Annotated in this window: 10 protein-coding genes and 1 riboswitch; of the genes, 6 read left to right on the forward strand and 4 right to left on the reverse strand. The window is 62.1% G+C overall.

Annotated elements, in window-relative coordinates:
* Positions 1–46: 46 nt before the first annotated feature.
* The gene (locus ACP39K_RS19955) at positions 47–1,480 is read left to right on the forward strand and encodes a capsule assembly Wzi family protein (RefSeq protein WP_016930288.1); all 1,434 of its coding nucleotides are present in this window, start codon (positions 47–49) and stop codon (positions 1,478–1,480) included.
* Positions 1,481–1,541: 61 nt separating this feature from the next.
* Here ACP39K_RS19955 and pgi read toward each other — a convergent pair whose 3' ends face one another.
* Positions 1,542–3,188, reverse strand: coding sequence for a glucose-6-phosphate isomerase (gene pgi, locus ACP39K_RS19960; RefSeq protein ID WP_033639258.1), 1,647 nt, complete (start codon positions 3,186–3,188; stop codon positions 1,542–1,544).
* 229 nt (positions 3,189–3,417) lie between these two features.
* Between pgi and ACP39K_RS19965 the strand changes: the two genes are divergently transcribed.
* The 5 genes from ACP39K_RS19965 (at position 3,418) to ACP39K_RS19985 (ending at position 14,946) form a co-directional block, all read left to right on the forward strand.
* A complete protein-coding gene (locus ACP39K_RS19965) occupies positions 3,418–5,226 on the forward strand; it encodes a cation:proton antiporter (protein ID WP_028128300.1) in 1,809 nt (602 codons plus the stop codon).
* A gap of 52 nt (positions 5,227–5,278) precedes the next feature.
* Positions 5,279–5,472, forward strand: a riboswitch (Lysine riboswitch).
* A 107-nt stretch (positions 5,473–5,579) separates the two neighbouring features.
* Positions 5,580–6,947 carry a lysine-sensitive aspartokinase 3 gene (gene lysC, locus ACP39K_RS19970; protein ID WP_028128299.1) on the forward strand — a complete coding sequence of 456 codons (1,368 nt, stop codon included), beginning with the start codon at positions 5,580–5,582 and terminating at the stop codon, positions 6,945–6,947.
* A 144-nt stretch (positions 6,948–7,091) separates the two neighbouring features.
* Positions 7,092–8,009 carry a ketopantoate/pantoate/pantothenate transporter PanS gene (panS, locus tag ACP39K_RS19975; RefSeq protein ID WP_033639257.1) on the forward strand — a complete coding sequence of 306 codons (918 nt, stop codon included), beginning with the start codon at positions 7,092–7,094 and terminating at the stop codon, positions 8,007–8,009.
* A 385-nt stretch (positions 8,010–8,394) separates the two neighbouring features.
* Entirely contained in the window at positions 8,395–10,074 is a 1,680-nt protein-coding gene (locus ACP39K_RS19980) for a ShlB/FhaC/HecB family hemolysin secretion/activation protein (RefSeq protein ID WP_497008784.1), read from the forward strand.
* Positions 10,075–10,119: 45 nt separating this feature from the next.
* The gene (locus ACP39K_RS19985) at positions 10,120–14,946 is read left to right on the forward strand and encodes a hemagglutinin repeat-containing protein (protein ID WP_497008785.1); all 4,827 of its coding nucleotides are present in this window, start codon (positions 10,120–10,122) and stop codon (positions 14,944–14,946) included.
* Between the two features lie 46 nt (positions 14,947–14,992).
* On the opposite strand, the gene ACP39K_RS19990 is transcribed toward ACP39K_RS19985, so the two are convergent.
* From ACP39K_RS19990 to ACP39K_RS20000, 3 genes are all read right to left on the reverse strand, one after another.
* On the reverse strand, positions 14,993–16,642 hold the full coding sequence (locus tag ACP39K_RS19990) for a Na/Pi cotransporter family protein (protein WP_016930295.1): 1,650 nt from the start codon (positions 16,640–16,642) through the stop codon (positions 14,993–14,995).
* A gap of 241 nt (positions 16,643–16,883) precedes the next feature.
* Positions 16,884–17,876 carry an ABC transporter ATP-binding protein gene (locus ACP39K_RS19995; RefSeq protein ID WP_004936671.1) on the reverse strand — a complete coding sequence of 331 codons (993 nt, stop codon included), beginning with the start codon at positions 17,874–17,876 and terminating at the stop codon, positions 16,884–16,886.
* 4 nt (positions 17,877–17,880) lie between these two features.
* The gene (locus tag ACP39K_RS20000; RefSeq protein WP_033639254.1) at positions 17,881–18,666 is read right to left on the reverse strand and encodes an ABC transporter permease; all 786 of its coding nucleotides are present in this window, start codon (positions 18,664–18,666) and stop codon (positions 17,881–17,883) included.
* Between the last annotated feature and the right edge of the window lie 17 nt (positions 18,667–18,683).

Raw genomic sequence — 18,683 nt, forward strand, 5'->3', positions numbered from 1 at the left:
ATCTTTACATAAAACCAATAACCTCGAATTAACAAGGGAATTCTTTATGCGCGCTAAACTTAACGGACTGGTCGCTGCGGGCCTGTTTACCTGTGCATTGTCCGGCCACGCCGCCGGCCTGGTAGCCCCTGACAACGATCTGCGTAACGATCTCGCCTGGTTATCTGACCGCGGCGTCATCAACGTCAGCCTGTCCACCTGGCCGCTGAGTCAGGAAGAGATCAGTTCCGTTATCGCGCAGGCCAAGCCGGTGACCAACACCGAGAAAAACGTCATCGACCGCGTACAGCGCCGTGTCGATGCTCTGAAAGCCAACATCCGCGTCAGCGGTTACGCGTCGACCGATAAACCCGGCACCCCGCAGGGCTTCGGCCAAAACGAGTACGCCGACGATCGCCTGACCATCGGCGCCGGCGCCAACGGCGAGTTCTGGGACGTGCGTCTGCAGGGCTCGGTGGAAGGCGATCAGCGCGTCAGCGACGGTTCCAAATTCAACATGAACGGCTCCTACGGCGCAGTGAAAATCTGGAACCAATGGCTCTCCTTCGGCGAGGTTTCCCAGTGGTGGGGCCCGGGTTACGACGGCAGCCTGATCCGCTCCGACGCCGCGCGCCCGGTGGCCGGCTTTATGCTGCAGCGCGCCGACCAATCGCCGTTTGAAACCCCGTGGCTGTCGTGGATCGGCCGCTGGCAATACCAGCTGTCCGCCGGCCAGCTGTCGCAATACGCAGCCGTACCGGACACCAAGCTGATCGGCGGCCGCCTGACCATGATGCCGACCGACTTTCTGGAGCTGGGCGCTTCACGCGTCATGATGTGGGGTGGTGATGGCCGTCCGCACTCCTGGAGTTCCTTCTGGGATGGCGTAACCGGCAACGATAACACCGGCGATCCGAAAAACGATCCGGGCAACCAGTTGGGCGGTTTTGACTTCAAACTCAAGCTGCAGCCGCTCATCGGCATGCCGGTCAGCTTTTATGGCCAGATCACCGGTGAAGATGAAGCAGGCATGTTGCCTTCGCATAACGCTTACATGCTGGGGCTTGAAGGCCATCCGGAATGGGGCCCGACCACGATCAACTGGCATATCGAAGGTTCTGATACCCGCTCTAACGGCAACGCCAACAACGTGATGTACAACCACTACATCTATCGGGGCGGTTACTACCAGCAAGGTTATCCGCTGGGCCACGCGATGGGCGGCGACGGCCAGATGCTGTCCGGGCGCGTGGAAATGGTGCTGGACGATGGCCAACGTTGGAGCACCCGTCTGGTGTACGCCAAGGTGAACCCGAACAACCAAACCATCAACCGGGCGTTCCCGCGTTCCGATACGCTGAAAGGCATTCAGCTCGGCTGGGGTTACAGCTTCGATTCTCAGGTTAAGTTCGATACCAGCCTGTGGTACACCGACAGCGATCACAGCACCGCCGATGACGTGGGTGCAGGCATCAGCTTCGAAGTGCCAATCAATCTGTAACTTTCGCAGACGTAAAAAAACCCGCCGCGGCGGGTTTTTTTATTGGCTTCAGCTCAGGCGCTTAGCGCCATTCCTTGAAGCGGTTGATCAGCGCATTGGTCGAGCTGTCGTGGCTGCTGATTTTCTCGCTGCCCGCCAGCTCCGGCAGGATGCGGTTAGCCAGCTGTTTGCCCAGCTCCACGCCCCACTGATCGAAGGTGAAGATGTTCAGGATCGCGCCCTGGGTGAAGATCTTGTGCTCATACAGCGCGATCAGGCTGCCCAGACTGAACGGGGTGATTTCGCGCAGCAGGATCGAGTTGGTCGGCCGGTTGCCTTCAAACACCTTGAACGGCGCCACGTGCTTGACCTGCTCAGGAGTTTTGCCCTGCGCCGCGAACTCGGCTTCCACCACTTCCAGCGACTTGCCGAACGCCAGCGCTTCGGTCTGAGCGAAGAAGTTGGACAGCAGTTTGGCGTGATGATCGCCCAGCGGGTTATGGCTGATGGCCGGCGCGATGAAATCGCACGGCACCAGCTTGGTGCCCTGGTGGATCAACTGATAGAACGCATGCTGGCCGTTGGTGCCCGGCTCGCCCCAAATGATGGGACCGGTCTGGTAATCCACCGGGTTGCCGTTGCGATCGACGTACTTGCCGTTGGATTCCATGTTGCCCTGCTGGAAGTAAGCGGCAAAACGGTGCATGTACTGATCGTACGGCAGAATGGCTTCGGTTTCGGCGCCAAAGAAGTTGTTGTACCAAATACCGATCAGCGCCAGCAACACCGGCAGGTTTTTCTCCGCCGGCGTTTCGGCGAAGTGCTTGTCCATGGCGTGCGCGCCGCTCAGCAGCTGCTCGAAGTTGTCATAACCGATGGACAGCGCAATCGACAAACCGATCGCCGACCACAGGGAGTAGCGGCCGCCGACCCAGTCCCAGAATTCGAACATGTTGTCGGTATCGATGCCGAACTCGGCCACCGCTTTGCCGTTGGTGGACAGCGCGGCGAAGTGCTTGGCCACGTGCTGTTGATCGGCGGCGCTGCTCAGGAACCAGTCGCGCGCGCTGTGGGCGTTGGTCATGGTTTCCTGAGTGGTGAAGGTTTTGGAGGCCACCAGGAACAGCGTGGTTTCCGGATTCAGCGGCTGCAGCGTTTCGGCGATGTGGGTGCCGTCGACGTTGGAGACGAAGTGCATGTTCAGGTGGTTTTTATAAGGGCGCAGCGCTTCGGTCACCATGTAAGGGCCGAGATCCGAACCGCCGATGCCGATGTTCACCACGTCGGTGATCGGCTTGCCGGTGTAGCCTTTCCACTCGCCGCCGATGACGCGCGCGCAGAACTGTTTGATCTTGGCCAATACCGCGTTCACTTCCGGCATCACGTCTTTGCCGTCGACCAGGATCGGGCTGTTGCTGCGGTTGCGCAGGGCAATATGCAGCACCGCGCGATCTTCGGTGCGGTTGATTTTCTCACCGGCGAACATCGATTTGATGGCGCCTTGCAGATCGGTTTCTTTCGCCAGCGCCTGCAGCTTCTCCAGGGTTTCCTGCGTGATGCGGTTCTTGGAATAGTCCACCAACATTTGGTCGTTGAAGGTCGCGGAGAACCTGGAGAAACGATCGCTGTCCTGGGCGAACAGGTCGGCGATCCGTACGTCTTTCATCTGTGCATAATGTTGCTGCAGGGCTTGCCAAGCAGCGGTTTGACTAGGATTGATATTTTTCATAGCAACACTCTTAGGCTTGAGAATAAAAATGACGCGTTTGTCCGATTGTAGCCTGTTCGACTGTGATTATGATCTCTTTTCTTGCGATAGGCGCTAACTGTCAACGCATTGCCGCCTCGTTTCAGCTTTCACTCTATACTTTTGGCTAACGGCCTGTTATCGGGGTTGCCGAATTGTCATCAGGCTGTGTCATCGTCGCTTATTTCGTCATTTGAAAGGGATCTCGCTTATGGAATTATCCGCCCCGCTCATGTTGGTGCTTATCGGTCTGGCGTCGCTGCTGGCGCAGTGGCTGGCCTGGTTGCTGCGCCTGCCGGCCATTTTGCCGCTGCTGCTGTTCGGCATCGTGCTCGGCCCGACGGTGCATCTGGTGCAGCCGGATCTGCTGTTCGGCGATCTGCTGTTTCCGCTGGTGTCGCTGTCGGTGGCGATCATCCTGTTCGAGGGGGCGCTGACGCTGCGCTTCGAGGAGATACGCGGCCTCGGCGGCGTGGTGCGCAACCTGGTCACCGTCGGCATGCTGGTCACCTTTCTGGTCATCAGCCTCGCCAGCTGGTGGCTGCTGGATTTCCCGCCGGAGCTGGCGGCGCTGATCGGCGCGGTGACGGTAGTGACCGGGCCGACGGTGATCGCCCCGCTGATGCGCGTGGTGCGGCCGAACGCCAACATTAACCAGGTGTTGCGTTGGGAAGGGATCGTCATCGATCCGGTCGGCGCCATCTTCACCCTGCTGGTGTTCGAGTTTATCGTGCTGAAGCAGAATGCGGAGTCCTATACCCACCTGTTTTGGACGCTGGGCGTGACCGCCGCCGTCGGCCTGATCGCCGGCGCGCTGTTCGGCTACCTGCTCGGCCTGGCGCTGCGCCGCGTCTGGCTGCCGCGCTATCTGCAGAACCTGGCGGTGCTGGCGATCATGCTGACCGCCTTCGGCGTTTCCAACGCCATCGCCGACGAATCCGGCCTGCTGACCGTCACGGTGATGGGCATCTGGCTGGCCAACATGCGCGACGTGGACACCAGCGATATTCTGGCGTTCAAAGAGGAGCTGTCGGCGATCCTGATCTCGGCGCTGTTCATCATTCTGGCGGCGCGGCTCGATATCCAGGCGCTGTGGCACATGGGCTGGCCGCTGCTCCTGCTGCTGCTGGCGGTGCAGTTCATCGCCCGGCCGCTGTGCATCGCGGTGTCGACCTGGCGCTCTTCCCTGCACTGGCGCGATCGGCTGCTGCTGTGCTGGATCGCCCCGCGCGGCATCGTCGCCGCGGCGGTCAGCTCGCTGTTCGCGCTGACGCTGCAGCGCAGCGGCTATCAGGGCGCCGACCGGCTGGTGACCGTGGTGTTCGCCATCATCATCGGCACCGTGGTGTTGCAAAGCCTGACCAGCGGCATGATGGCGCGCTGGCTGCGGGTGCAGCAGCAGAAACCGCGCGGCGTGCTGATCGTCGGCGCCAACAGCGTGGCGCGCATGCTGGCGCAGGCGCTGATCAAGCTGAACGTGCCGGTGATCGTCACCGACAGCAGTTGGGAATACTACCGTCAGGCGCGCATGGACGGCATTCCGGCCTACTATGGCCACGCCTACTCCGAACACGCCGAGAACTACCTCGATCTGAGCAATATCGCCCAGGTACTGGCGCTGTCGCCCAATCGCCACCAAAACGCGCTGGCGGTCTACCACTTCGGCCATCTCTTCGGCGAAGATCACGTGTTCGCCATCCGTTCGGGGGCGCCGCTGAAAGGGCGCGGCGCCAGCGCGGAAAGTTCGCGTTTCCGCCGGCATGAAATTTTATTTAATCAGGAAGCCACCTACGGCCGCCTGAGCAGCCTGCTCGCCAGAGGGGCCACCATCAAAGCGACCAAATTGAACGAAAATTTCGGTTGGCTGGAGTATTTGGAGAAACATCAGGGCGTTATTCCGCTATTCAGCCAAAAGGAAGACGGTTCTCTGCAACCGATTGGCGCCGGTTCCACGCCCGCGATGCCCTGTACGCTTATCGCGCTGGTGCAAGATGAAAATCCCTCACCGTCTGTACGTTGACAGAATGGCGATAACCGGCTATTCCTAACAGCCTACTTGCGCACCCGGTGCGCAAGCCAGAAGAGGCGCGTCGCCCAGGTAGAGTGTCAGAGGAGCCGTTTCTCCGTTGACGGCACCCGAGGGGGAGCGACGCCGAGGTACGATAATGGCCGGCCATTATCGTATCGACTACAGGGGCTGAATCCCCTGGGTTGTCACCAGGGGATCGCCACAGGGCGATCGACAAGGTGGGGCGCTTCTGGGTGTATCGTAGCCTGACCTCTACGCCTGCCCCCTGTTTACCGCTCTCCCCTTGTGCCAAGGCTATGGAATTACAGTGCCCCAAACGGGCATCCCTGACACGAGGTTTCTAGATGAACCAAGCAGCACCCCAGAATTCCACCGTGGTAGCCAAGTTCGGCGGCACCAGCGTCGCCGACTTTGAAGCCATGAACCGCAGCGCCGACGTCGTGCTGGCCAATCCGCAGGTCCGCCTGGTGGTGTTGTCCGCCTCGGCGGGCGTCACCAACCTGTTGGTCGCCCTGGCCGAAGGTTGCGAGGCCGACAAACGCAACTACCAGCTTGATGAAATTCGTCGCATCCAGTACGCCATCCTCGATCGCCTCGCGGCGCCTGCGGTGATCCGCGACGAGATAGACCGCCTGCTGGAAAACATTGCCATGCTGTCAGAGGCCGCGTCGCTGGCCACCTCGACGGCGTTGACCGACGAACTGGTCAGCCATGGGGAGCTGATGTCCACCCTGCTGTTCGTTGAAATCCTGCGCGCCCGCAACGTGCAGGCCGAATGGTTCGACGTGCGCAAAGTGATGCGCACCGACGATCACTTCGGCCGCGCCGTGCCGGACAGCGCCGCGCTCAGCGAACTGGCCCGGTCGCAGTTGCAGCCGCGCCTGCAGGAAGCGCTGGTGGTCACCCAGGGCTTTATCGGCAGCGAGCCGAAAGGCCGCACTACCACGCTCGGCCGCGGCGGCAGCGACTATACCGCCGCGCTGCTCGGCGAGGCGCTCGGCGTCGGCCGGGTGGATATCTGGACCGACGTGCCGGGCATCTACACCACCGATCCGCGCGTGGTGCCGGCGGCCAAGCGCATCGACAAAATCGGTTTCGAAGAGGCGGCGGAAATGGCCACCTTCGGCGCTAAAGTGCTGCATCCGGCCACCCTGTTGCCGGCGGTGCGCAGCGATATTCCGGTGTTCGTCGGCTCCAGCAAGGATCCGGCGGCCGGCGGCACGCTGGTGTGCAACACCACCGAGAACCCGCCGCTGTTCCGCGCGCTGGCGCTGCGCCGCAAGCAAACGCTGCTGACGCTGCACAGCCTGAACATGCTGCACGCGCGCGGTTTCCTGGCCGAGGTGTTCAACATCCTGGCGCGCCATAATGTCTCCGTCGATCTGATCACCACTTCGGAAGTCAGCATCGCGCTGACCATGGACACCACCGGCGCCACCTCCGTCGGCGGCAGCCTGCTGACCACCTCACTGCTGACCGAGCTGTCGTCGCTGTGCCGGGTGGAAGTGGAAGAAAACCTGGCGCTGGTGGCGATCATCGGCAACCAGCTGTCGCGCGCCTGCGGCGTGGGCAAAGAGGTGTTCGGCGTGCTCGATCCGTTCAATATCCGCCTGATCTGCTACGGCGCCAGCAGCTATAACCTGTGCTTCCTGGTGCCGGGCGAAGAAGCCGAGCAGGTGGTGCGAACCCTGCATCACAACCTGTTCGAATAAGTCATTATCCCTGATTGCGGGCGCAGCATGCTGCGCCCCTGCGTCTAAAAAATCCGTTCAAAACCTGCAGGGGTTCAGCATGTTGAGCCCGCAATAAAAACACAACCACACCCGCCGTTCTCAATCTGGCTAAGGAAAACCTGCATGCTGGCACTGCTCACGCGCTTATTCCCCCTCTGGGCGATACTGCTGTCCGTCGCCGCTTATTACACGCCGACCACCTTTACCGGTATCGGCCCCTACGTCAGCCCGCTGCTGATGCTGATCATGTTCGCCATGGGCGTCACGCTGCGGCTCGACGACTTCAAACGCGTGCTGGCGCGCCCCGGCCCGGTGGCGGCAGGCATCTTCCTGCATTATCTGATCATGCCGCTGGCGGCCTGGCTCCTGGCGATGCTGTTCCGCATGCCGCCGGATCTGTCCGCCGGCATGGTGCTGGTGGGCAGCGTGGCCAGCGGCACCGCGTCCAACGTGATGATCTATCTGGCCAAGGGTGACGTGGCGCTGTCGGTGACCATCTCAGCGGTCTCAACGCTGGTGGGGGTGTTCGCCACGCCGCTGCTGACCCGTCTGTACGTCGACGCCAAGATCAGCGTCGATATCATGGGCATGTTGTTGAGCATTCTGCAGATCGTGGTGATCCCGATCGGGTTGGGCCTGATCGTCCACCATACCCTGACCAAGGCTGTGAAACGCATCGAGCCACTGCTGCCGGCGCTGTCGATGGCGTGCATTCTGGCGATCATCAGCGCGGTGGTGGCGGGCAGCCAAAGCCATATCGCCTCGGTCGGTCTGGTGGTGATCGTCGCGGTGATCCTGCACAACGGCATCGGTCTGCTGAGCGGCTATTGGGGCGGCAAGTTGTTCGGCTTCGACGAGTCCACCTGCCGCACGCTGGCGATCGAAGTCGGCATGCAGAACTCCGGGTTGGCGGCCACGCTGGGTAAAATCTACTTCTCGCCGCTGGCCGCGCTGCCGGGCGCGCTGTTCTCGGTCTGGCACAACCTCTCCGGTTCGCTGCTGGCGGGTTATTGGTCCGGCCGCCCTATCAAGAAAAAATAAACCGCCTGCAGGGACGCAAACAATTGCGTCCCTTTTCTTCTCTGCGAAATTTCGTATTTCCCACTGGTCGGATTGTCATAATTTCCCCCATACCCTATCATCCGTGAAAAATAAAAACTCAGATTCTTCCTATCCATGCCGATAATGTTGGCAAGAGGAAGATACGCTCCACTTTTTTTAATTAATTAAGTCACCAGGGTTGCCCGCCATAAAAGAAGCAGCCTAATTATTATTTAGATATATACCCACCGTCTTATTTGCTGCGGCAAATCAAGATATCTCGCAATGTGCATGTCGCTCATTATTTCGGGCCGGCCGTCGGCCGCCCGTGGTTAACCTCATGGATTGGGCTGGCTGCCCCGGCGGCCTCTCATAATGGATTACAATGATAAAAAAAATCACCGCCTTGACGCTGTTGGTCAGCACGGCCCTTTCCGCTGAAACCCTGCCGGACTCCCACATGATGCAGGATATGTCGATGGGGGAGTCGCGCCGCGCGCTGCAAGACAGCACGCGTGAAGTCAACCAGTTGATTGAGCAACGCCGCTACCAGCAGCTGAAGCAACAGCGCCTGCTGGCGGAACCGGAACCGGCCGCGCCCGCCCTGCCGCAGTCCGCGCAGTGCCTGCCGATCGCCAGCGTTTATCTGCAGGGTGTCACCCTGCTCTCGCCGGCCGATTTATCGGCCCTGAGCGCGCTGCCGGAACAGTGCATCAGCAGCAACGATATCAATCGCCTGACCCGTGAATTAACGCGCCTTTATGTGCAAAAAGGCTATATCACCGCGCGCGTGCAAATTGTTCGCCCTAATTCACAAGGAGAATTGGGGTTAAGCGTGACCGAAGGATTTATCGAGAAAATAGAAGGCGGCGATCGCTGGGTCAACAGCCGTTTATTATTTCCGGGGCTGGAAGGCAAGCCGTTGAAATTAACCGAGCTTGATCAGGGATTGGATCAGGCCAACCGTTTGCAATCGAATACCACCAAGCTGGATATATTGCCCGGCCGCCAGGTTGGCGGTTCGGTTATTCGTTTGCGCAATCAGCATGCCAAGCCCTGGCTGATTACCGCCGGCACGGATAATTACGGCCAAAAAAGCACCGGCCGGTGGCTGGCGCGCGCCACCGCCACGTTGGACAGTCCGTTCGGCCTGTCGGACTTTGTCAGCCTGAACGCCAACAGCACGCTGGAAAATCCGGCTCACCGCTATAATCGCGCCTATACCCTGCTCTATTCGCTGCCGTACGGCGCGTTCACCTTCAGCGGGTTCGCCAGCTTCTCGTCCTATGAAAACCACCAGCAGTTGCCGCACAACGTGGTCAAACTGCACGGCCAGACCCAACAGTACGGGCTGCGCAGCGACTACGTGTTTTATCGCGATCACGATCAGATAGACAGCCTGAGCGGCCAGCTGACCTACAAGCGCATCGATAACTACTTCGAAAGCGTGCGCCTTGAGGTCAGCAGCCCAACGCTGACCCTGGCCGAACTGAGCGCCAGCCACCTGCAAATTCTGCCCAATGGCGTGTTCAGCGCCAACCTCAGCGTCGAGCAGGGGATGCCGTGGCTGGGGGCCGGCCGCCACCCGAGTTCGGTGCACCTCGACAGCCAGTTCACCAAGGGCAAGCTGTTCGCCAACCTCAGCCAGCGCCTCAGGCTGGGTGATGCCACCTATCAGCTCAACAACCTGTTCTACGGCCAGTACAGCCGCGATCCGCTGCCCGGCGTGGAGTGGCTGAGCCTCACCGATCGCAGCGCCGTACGCGGCTTCAGCCGCAGCACCCAGTCCGGGGACAACGGCTGGTATCTGCAGAATACGCTGTCGCGCAGTTTCAATCTGGGCGCCACCACGCTGACGCCGCGCCTCGGCGCCGACGTCGGCCGCATTCTGCCGCGTCAGGACAACTCTGGCTGGCGCAGCAGCGCCGGTATAAGCACCGGCGCCACATTGCGTTATCAGCGAGCGCTGGTCGATCTGGAGGTCAGCCGCGGCTGGATTTTGTCCAACCACGCTACGCCGGAAGATCCCGTTCAGGTGTTGGCCCGCTTTTCTTACACCTTTTAATCAACAGTTTTGCAGGACCCCACGGCAATATACGGAGAGACATGGATGAAAAATAATAACTTCAGACTTTCGGCGGCAGGCAAACTGGCCGCTGCGCTGGCGATTATTCTCGCCGCTTCCGCCGGCGCCTACGCCGCAGAGATCGTTGCGGCCAACGGCGCCAACGGCCCCGGCGTCTCCACCGCCGCCACCGGCGCGCAGGTGGTCGATATCGTCGCGCCGAACGGCAACGGGCTGTCGCACAACCAATATCAGGACTTCAACGTCAACCAGCCCGGCGCGGTGCTGAACAACTCCCGCGAGGCGGGACTGTCGCAGCTGGCCGGCCAACTGGGCGCCAACCCCAATCTGGGCGGACGCGAAGCCAGCGTGATCCTCAACGAAGTGATCGGCCGCAATCCGTCTCTGCTGCATGGCCAGCAAGAGATCTTCGGCATGGCGGCCGACTACGTGCTGGCCAACCCGAACGGCATCAGCTGTCAGAGCTGCGGGTTCATCAATACCAGCCATTCCTCACTGGTGGTCGGCAACCCGCTGGTGGAAAACGGCGTGCTGCAGGGTTACAGCACCTTCGGCAACCGCAACACTCTGAGCCTCAATGGCACCCTGAACGCCGGCGGCGTACTGGACCTGATCGCGCCGAAGATCGACAGCCGCGGCGAAGTGATCGTGCAAGATTTCAAACAGTCGAATGGTAAAGTGACCTCGGCGGCGATCAACGCCATCAGCGGCCTTAACCGTGTGGCGCGCGACGGCACGGTGCAGGCTAGCCAACAGATGCCGACCGCGCTGGACAGCTACTACCTCGGCAGCATGCAGGCCGGGCGCATCAACATCATCAACACCGCGCAGGGCAGCGGCGTGAAGCTGGCCGGCTCGTTGAACGCCGGCGATGAGCTCAAGGTGAAAGCCTATGATATCCGCAGCGAAAGCCGCGTCGACGACGCCAGCAGCAACAAAAACGGCGGCGATAACTATCAAAATTACCGTGGCGGCATCTACGTCAACGATCGCAGCAGCAGCCAGAAGCTGACCCGCACCGAACTGAAAGGCAAGAACATCAGCCTGGTGGCGGATAATCACGCGCACCTCACCGCCACCGATATCCGCGGCGAAGACATTACGCTGCAGGGCGGCAAGCTGACACTCGACGGCCAGCAGTTGAAGCAGACGCAAGGCCATACCGACGATCGCTGGTTCTACTCCTGGCAATACGACGTTACCCGCGAACGCGAGCAACTGCAGCAGGCGGGCAGCACCGTCGCCGCCAGCGGCAGCGCCAAACTCATCAGCACCCAGGAAGACGTGAAGCTGCTGGGCGCCAACGTCAGCGCCGACCGCGCGCTGAGCGTCAAAGCGGCGCGCGACGTACACCTTGCCGGGCTGGTGGAGAAGGACAAATCCAGCGAGCGCGGCTACCAACGCAACCACACCTCCAGCCTGCGCACCGGCAGATGGAGCAACAGCGACGAAAGCGAAAGCCTGAAGGCCAGCGAACTGCGCAGCGAGGGCGAACTGACGTTGAAAGCCGGTCGCAATGTCTCGACTCAGGGCGCCAAGGTTCACGCCCAGCGCGATCTGACGATCGATGCAGACAACCAGATCCAGGTCGGGGTGCAGAAAACCGCCAACGCCAAAGCGGTGCGCGATGACAAAACCTCCTGGGGCGGCATCGGCGGCGGCGACAACAAGAACAACAGCAATCGCCGCGAGATCAGCCACGCTTCCGAATTGACCAGCGGCGGCACCCTGCGCCTGAACGGTCAGCAAGGCGTCACCATTACCGGCAGCAAGGCGCGCGGTCAGAAAGGCGGCGAAGTCACCGCCACCCACGGCGGCCTGCGCATCGACAACGCGCTGAGCACCACCGTGGACAAAATCGACGCGCGCACCGGCACCGCCTTCAACATCACCAGCAGTTCGCACAAGGCCGACAACAGCTACCAGAGCAGCACCGCCAGCGAGCTGAAGTCCGACACCAACCTGACGCTGGTCAGCCACAAGGATGCCGACGTGATCGGCAGCCAGGTCGCCAGCGGCGGTGAGCTGAGCGTTGAGTCAAAGACCGGCAACATCAACGTCAAGGCCGCCGAGCGGCAGCAGAACATCGACGAGCAGAAGACCGCGCTCACCGTTAACGGCTACGCCAAAGAAGCCGGTGACAAGCAGTACCGCGCCGGTTTGCGCATCGAGCACACCCGCGACAGCGAGAAAACCACCCGCACCGAGAATAGCGCCTCAAGCCTCAGCGGCGGCAGCGTGAAGCTCAAGGCGGAGAAGGACGTGACCTTCAGCGGCTCCAAATTGGTCGCCGACAAAGGCGACGCCAGCGTCAGCGGCAATAAGGTTTCGTTCCTGGCGGCCGACGACAAAACGGCCTCAAACACCGAACAAACCAAGATCGGCGGCGGTTTCTATTACACCGGCGGCATCGACAAACTCGGCAGCGGCGTGGAAGCCGGCTACGAGAACAACAAAACTCAGGCGCAAAGCAGCAAGGCGATCACGTCCGGCAGCGACGTCAAAGGCAATCTGACGATCAACGCCCGCGACAAGCTGACCCAGCAAGGCGCGCAGCACAGCGTCGGCGGCGCCTATCAAGAAAACGCCGCCGGCGTCGATCACCTTGCCGCCGCCGACACCGCCACCACCACCACCACCAAAACCGACGTCGGCGTGAACATCGGCGCCAACGTCGATTACAGCGCCGTGACCCGTCCGGTCGAGCGCGCGGTCGGCAAGGCGGCCAAGCTGGACGCCACCGGCGTCATCAACGACATCGGCGGCATCGGCGCGCCTAACGTCGGCCTGGATATCGGCGCACAGGGCGGCAGCAGCGAAAAACGCAGCAGCAGCTCGCAGGCGGTGGTCAGCTCGGTGCAAGCCGGCAGCATCGACATCAACGCCAAAGGCGAAGTGCGCGATCAGGGCACGCAGTACCAGGCGAGCAAAGGCGCGGTTAACCTGACGGCGGACAGCCACCGCAGCGAAGCCGCGGCAAACCGTCAGGACGAGCAGAGCCGCGACACCCGCGGCAGCGCCGGCGTGCGCGTCTACACCACCACCGGCAGCGATCTGACCGTGGACGCCAAGGGCGAAGGCGGCACCCAGCGCAGCAACAGCAGCGCCAGCCAGGCGGTGACCGGCTCGATCGACGCGGCCAACGGCATCAACGTCAACGTGAAAAAAGACGCGATCTATCAGGGCACCGCGCTGAACGGCGGCCGCGGAAAAACCGCCGTCAACGCCGGCGGCGATATCCGCCTTGATCAGGCCAGCGACAAACAGAGCGAAAGCCGCAGCGGCTTTAACGTCAAAGCCTCCGCCAAGGGCGGTTTCACCGCCGACAGTAAAAACTTCGGCGCCGGGTTCGGGGGCGGCACCCACAACGGCGAAAGCAGCAGCAGCACCGCGCAGGTCGGCAACGTCAGCGGCCAACAGGGCGTTGAGCTGAAGGCGGGCCGCGATCTGACGCTGCAGGGCACCGACGTCAAGAGCCAGGGCGACGTCAGCCTGAGCGCCGGCAACAAGGTCGCACTGCAGGCGGCGGAATCGACCCAAACGCGTAAGGAAAGCAAGCTGTCCGGCAATATCGATCTGGGCGCCGGCAGCAGCGACAGCAAGGAAAAAACCGGCGGCAACCTCTCCGCCGGCGGCGCCTTCGACATCGCCAAAGTCAATGAGTCCGCGACCGAGCGCCAGGGCGCCACTATCGCCTCAGACGGCAAGGTCACCCTGTCCGCCAACGGCAAAGGCGATGACGCGCTGCATCTGCAGGGCGCCAAAGTCAGCGGCGGCAGCGCCGCGCTCGAAGCGAAAAACGGCGGCATCCTGCTGGAGTCCGCCAAAAACGAGCAGCATAAGGACAACTGGAGCCTGGGCATCAAAGCCAACGCCAAAGGCGGCCAAACCTTCAACAAGGACGCCGGCGGCAAGGTCGATCCGAACACTGGCAAAGATACCCACACGCTGGGCGCCGGTCTGAAGGTCGGCGTGGAACAGCAGGATAAAACCACCCACGCCAACACCGGCATCACCGCGGGCGACGTGACGCTCAACAGCGGCAAAGACACCCGTCTCGCCGGCGCGCGCGTCGATGCCGACAGCGTACAAGGCAAGGTGGGCGGCGATCTGCACGTTGAAAGCCGCAAAGACGTTGAGAACGGTGTGAAGGTGGATGTGGATGCCGGCCTGAGCCACAGCAACGATCCGGGCAGCAGCATCACCTCCAAGCTGTCGAAGGTCGGCACACCGCGTTACGCCGGTAAGGTGAAAGAGAAACTGGAGGCCGGAGTGAACAAAGTGGCCGACGCCACCACCGACAAGTACAACAGCGTGGCGCGTCGCCTCGATCCGCAGCAGGACACCACCGGCGCGGTCAGCTTCAGCAAGGCCGAAGGCAAAGTCACGCTGCCGGCAACGCCAGCCGGCGAAAAACCGCAAGGCCCGCTGTGGGATCGCGGCGCACGCACCGTCGGCGGCGCGGTGAAAGACAGCATCACCGGTCCGGCCGGTCGCCAGGGGCACCTCAAGGTCAATGCCGACGTGGTGAACAACAACGCGGTCGGCGAGCAATCAGCGATTGCCGGTAAGAACGGTGTGGCGCTGCAGGTCGGCGGCCAAACCCAACTGACCGGCGGCGAAATCCGCAGCCAGCAAGGCAAGGTGGAACTGGGCGGCAGCCAGGTCAGCCAGCAGGACGTCAACGGCCAACGCTATCAGGGCGGCGGCCGCGTCGATGCGGCGGCCACGGTTGGCGGCCTGGCCGCCGGTGCGGCGAAACAGGGCGTTGACGGCAACGTGCCGTTCGTCAGCGGCCATGCCTCAACTCAGCAGGCGGATGCCAAAGCCGGCGTGTTCAGCGGCAAATAACGCGCCTTTCCTGCACAACGCCCCCGGTTTTCCGGGGGCGTTTTTTTTACAGCGTGCTCGGGGTGTCTTCCCAGTCGCGATCGTCATCCTTGGCATCCTGATCCAACACGTTGTAAGCCACGGCGCAAAACAGCGAGTTCAGGCGCTTCATGTCCCCCAACAATCCCAAATGCAACGAACTGGTCTCGATGCTCTGCACGTTTTGCTGGTGCAAACGATCGACGTGCGCGTGCGCGTAGCGGCGATCCAAAATGCGGAAGCGGTGCTTGGAACGGCGCAGGCGTTTGGCGCTGGTGACGTCGCCGGACAGGAACACCGACAGCCCCAGGCGCAGGTTGCCGATCAGCCGTTCGTGCAGCCCGTCCAGCTCCGCCAACCCTTCCGCCGAGAAGGCGCGGCGCGCGGCGTGCGACTTGGCGCCCACGTCGCCGGCCATGCGCTCGATGATGTCGCCCGCCTGTTCCAGGTTGAGCGCCATTTCGATGATTTCCGCCCAGCGGCGCGAGTCTTCCTCGCCCAGATCTTCCTTCTGGATCTGCGCCAGATACAGCTTGATGGCGGTGTACAGCACGTCGACGTCATCGTCGAGGCGCCGCACCTCTTTATCGACCCCCTGCTTACCGTGCAACACTTCACGTTGCAGGATCATCATGTGTTCCACCACGTCGCCCATGCGCAGCGTTTCGCGCGCCGCGTTGGCCAACGCCAGCGTCGGCGTGTCCAGCGCGCTGGCGTCCAGATGGCGCGGCCGCATGCGCGGATCGTCGGCCGCTTCGTCGACGATCAGCCGTTCGCACAGCGTCGCCATCGGCCCGGCCAGCGGGATCATCACCAGGCAGCGGATCAGGTTGTAGAACACGTGGAAATAGATCACCAGCTCTTCGCTGCCGCCCGGCAGTTGAGCCATCAAATCCGCCAGATAGGAGACGAACGGCAGCACCAGTATGCAGCCCACCAGCTTGAACAGCAGGCTGCCGAGCGCCACGCGCCGCCCGGCGGCGTTCTGACCGCTGGCGTTGATCATCGCCAACAGGCCGCTGCCGAGGTTGGCGCCGATCACCAGACAGAGCGCCACCTTCAGCGAAATCACGCCGGTGGCGGTCAGGGTGGCGGTCAGCAGCACCGCCGCCAGGCTGGAATAGCTGACGATGGCGAACAGCGCGCCGGTCAGGGCGTCCAGCATCACGTCGCCGGTCAGCGACGAGAACAGCACTTTCACCCCGGCCGCCTGGGTGATCGGCGTGGCGGCGGCCACGATCAGCTCCAGCGCCAGCACGATCAGCCCAAGGCCGATCAGGACGCGTCCGATCTGGCCGATCCGCATCTGCTTGCGGCTGAGGAACAGGAAGACGCCGACCAGGATCAGCAGCGGCGACAGCCAGGAAAGATCGAAGGTCAGCACGCGCGCCATCAGCGCGGTGCCGACGTCGGCGCCGAGCATGATCACCAGCGCAGGCGCCAGCCCCACCAGCCCCTGTGCGACGAAAGAGGTCACCAGCAGCGCCGTGGCGTTGCTGCTTTGCACCAGCGCGGTCACACCGATGCCGGAAACAAACGCCAACGGTTTTTTCTCAACGCTGTCGCTCAAAACGCGCCGCAGATTGGCGCCGTAAACCCGCATGATCCCGGTGCGCACGATGTGGGTTCCCCACACCAACAGCGCCACGGACGAAAGCAGGTGAAGAAGAGTCAGCACGGAAGATACGCTCCATTAACGCCCGGCCAAAGGAGGCTGATACCCGATGCTTGTCAGGCGGCGCGGACGGACGGAACGGTTCTGTTCGCCCCAGCCGCAGCCGGCGGGCAAAAAAGACTGACGGGTACAGCGCGCGGTCCCGCCTGCCGGGCGTGGGTCTGGCAGGACAGCGGGCGGGGGCAGACCGCAGAAAAGAAGGGTTAAGACGGCGGTGGGAGAGCCCCTGCGCCGCGCTGCGAAGTCATGCAACTTCCCGCAATACAACAGGTTCCAAGTGTAGACCAATTTCCGCGCCGTCGGGCCGCAGATCGGCCACCGAACGGTTGAGCACGTCAACCAGCAACTCTACCTCACGAACCTGAATCCGATAGCGTACCACATTCCCGAGCAAACTGTGGCCCAGGATCACCCCGCCGATCCCCTGTCCGGCCGGCAACAGGCCGATCGATTCGGGACGGATCGCCACCTTGCCGGCATAACTGCGCCCGGTCAGCCGGCCGGCCTGTTCGGCGCTCAGCAGGTTATAGTTGCCGATAAAACCGGCGGCGAAAGCGTCCGCCGGCTGGGTATACAGGGTTTCCGCATCGCCGCTCTGCACGATCTGCCCCTTGTTCATCAGGACGATGCGATCCGACAGGGTCAGCGCCTCTTCCTGATCGTGAGTGACGAAGATCGCCGTCAGGTTCAGCTCGCGCTGAATGCGCCGAATTTGCTCACGCAGGTGTTTGCGGATGCGCGCGTCCAGCGCCGACAGCGGTTCGTCGAGCAGCAGCAGACGCGGGCGAGTGACCAGCGATCGCGCCAACGCCACGCGCTGACACTGGCCGCCCGACAGCTGATGCGGATAGCGCTTCGCCAGATCGCTCAGCTCCACCAGCGCCAGCACCTCCTGCACCCGCTGGCCGATCTGCCCGGCCGCCAGCTTCTGCATTTTCAGGCCGAAGGCCACGTTGCCTTCCACCGTCATATTGGGAAACAGCGCATAACTTTGGAACACCATGCCGATGCCGCGCTTTTGCGGCGCCAGCGGCACCAGATCCTGGCCCTGCAGCAAAATATGCCCGCTGTCGACCGGGGTCAGGCCGGCCAGACAGCGCAGCAGCGTCGATTTGCCGCAGCCGCTCGGCCCCAGCAGGGTGACGAACTCCCCCTCTTCGGCGGTGAAATCGATATCCTGAAACACCTGAGTCTGGCCATAGTGTTTGTTCAAACGGGTGACGTTGAGATAAGCCATCGGGTTAGCCCTTGTTTTTATTCAGCAGGTTCGCCAGCCAGGTGACGAGCAGCACCACGGCGAAATAAGAGATGACCAGCGCGCTGGTAAAGTGCCCGCTGCCGTTGCGCATATTGAACAGATAGACCTGCAGCGTTTCATACTGGCTGCCCACCAGCAGGTTGGCGAACACGAACTCGCCGATCAGGAACGAAAACGACAGCAGCACGGCGATCGTTCCGCCCTTGCGCAGGTTCGGCAGCACCACCCACAGCGCCGCCTGCCAGGTGCTGGCGCCCAGCAGGTGCGCGGCGTCCATCAGATCGCGCAGGTTAATCGCCTGCATGTTGTTGCTGATGGCCCGGTAGATAAACGGCAGCGCGATGGTGAAATAACAGCCCACCAAAATCCAGGGAGTGCCGAGCAGCGGCAGCGGATCGGCGGCGAACAGCTGCATCAGCCCCACCGCCGACACCACCGGCGGCACGGCGAACGGCAGCAGAATCAGCACATTCATTACCGCGTCAAGCCTAGGGAAGTAGTAAGCGATTACAAACATCGCCGGCAGGATCACCACCACCGACAGCAGCAGCGTGCCGAAGCAGATCAGCAGCGAGTGCCACAGCGCCTGCAAAAAGCGCGGGTCGCTCCACAGCGCCGTCAGCCACTTCAGGGTAAAGCCGTCCGGTAAAATGGTGGCGCCCCACTGGGTGGCCAGCGCGTAAATCAGCGTCGCCGCCAGCGGCAGCAGCAGGATCAGCAGCAGCAGGCCGGTCACCGTGCGGTGATAGAGGCGTTCAGCACGCGACATGAGCATTCTCCATCCGA

Source organism: Serratia sp. EC4, assembly GCF_059652115.1.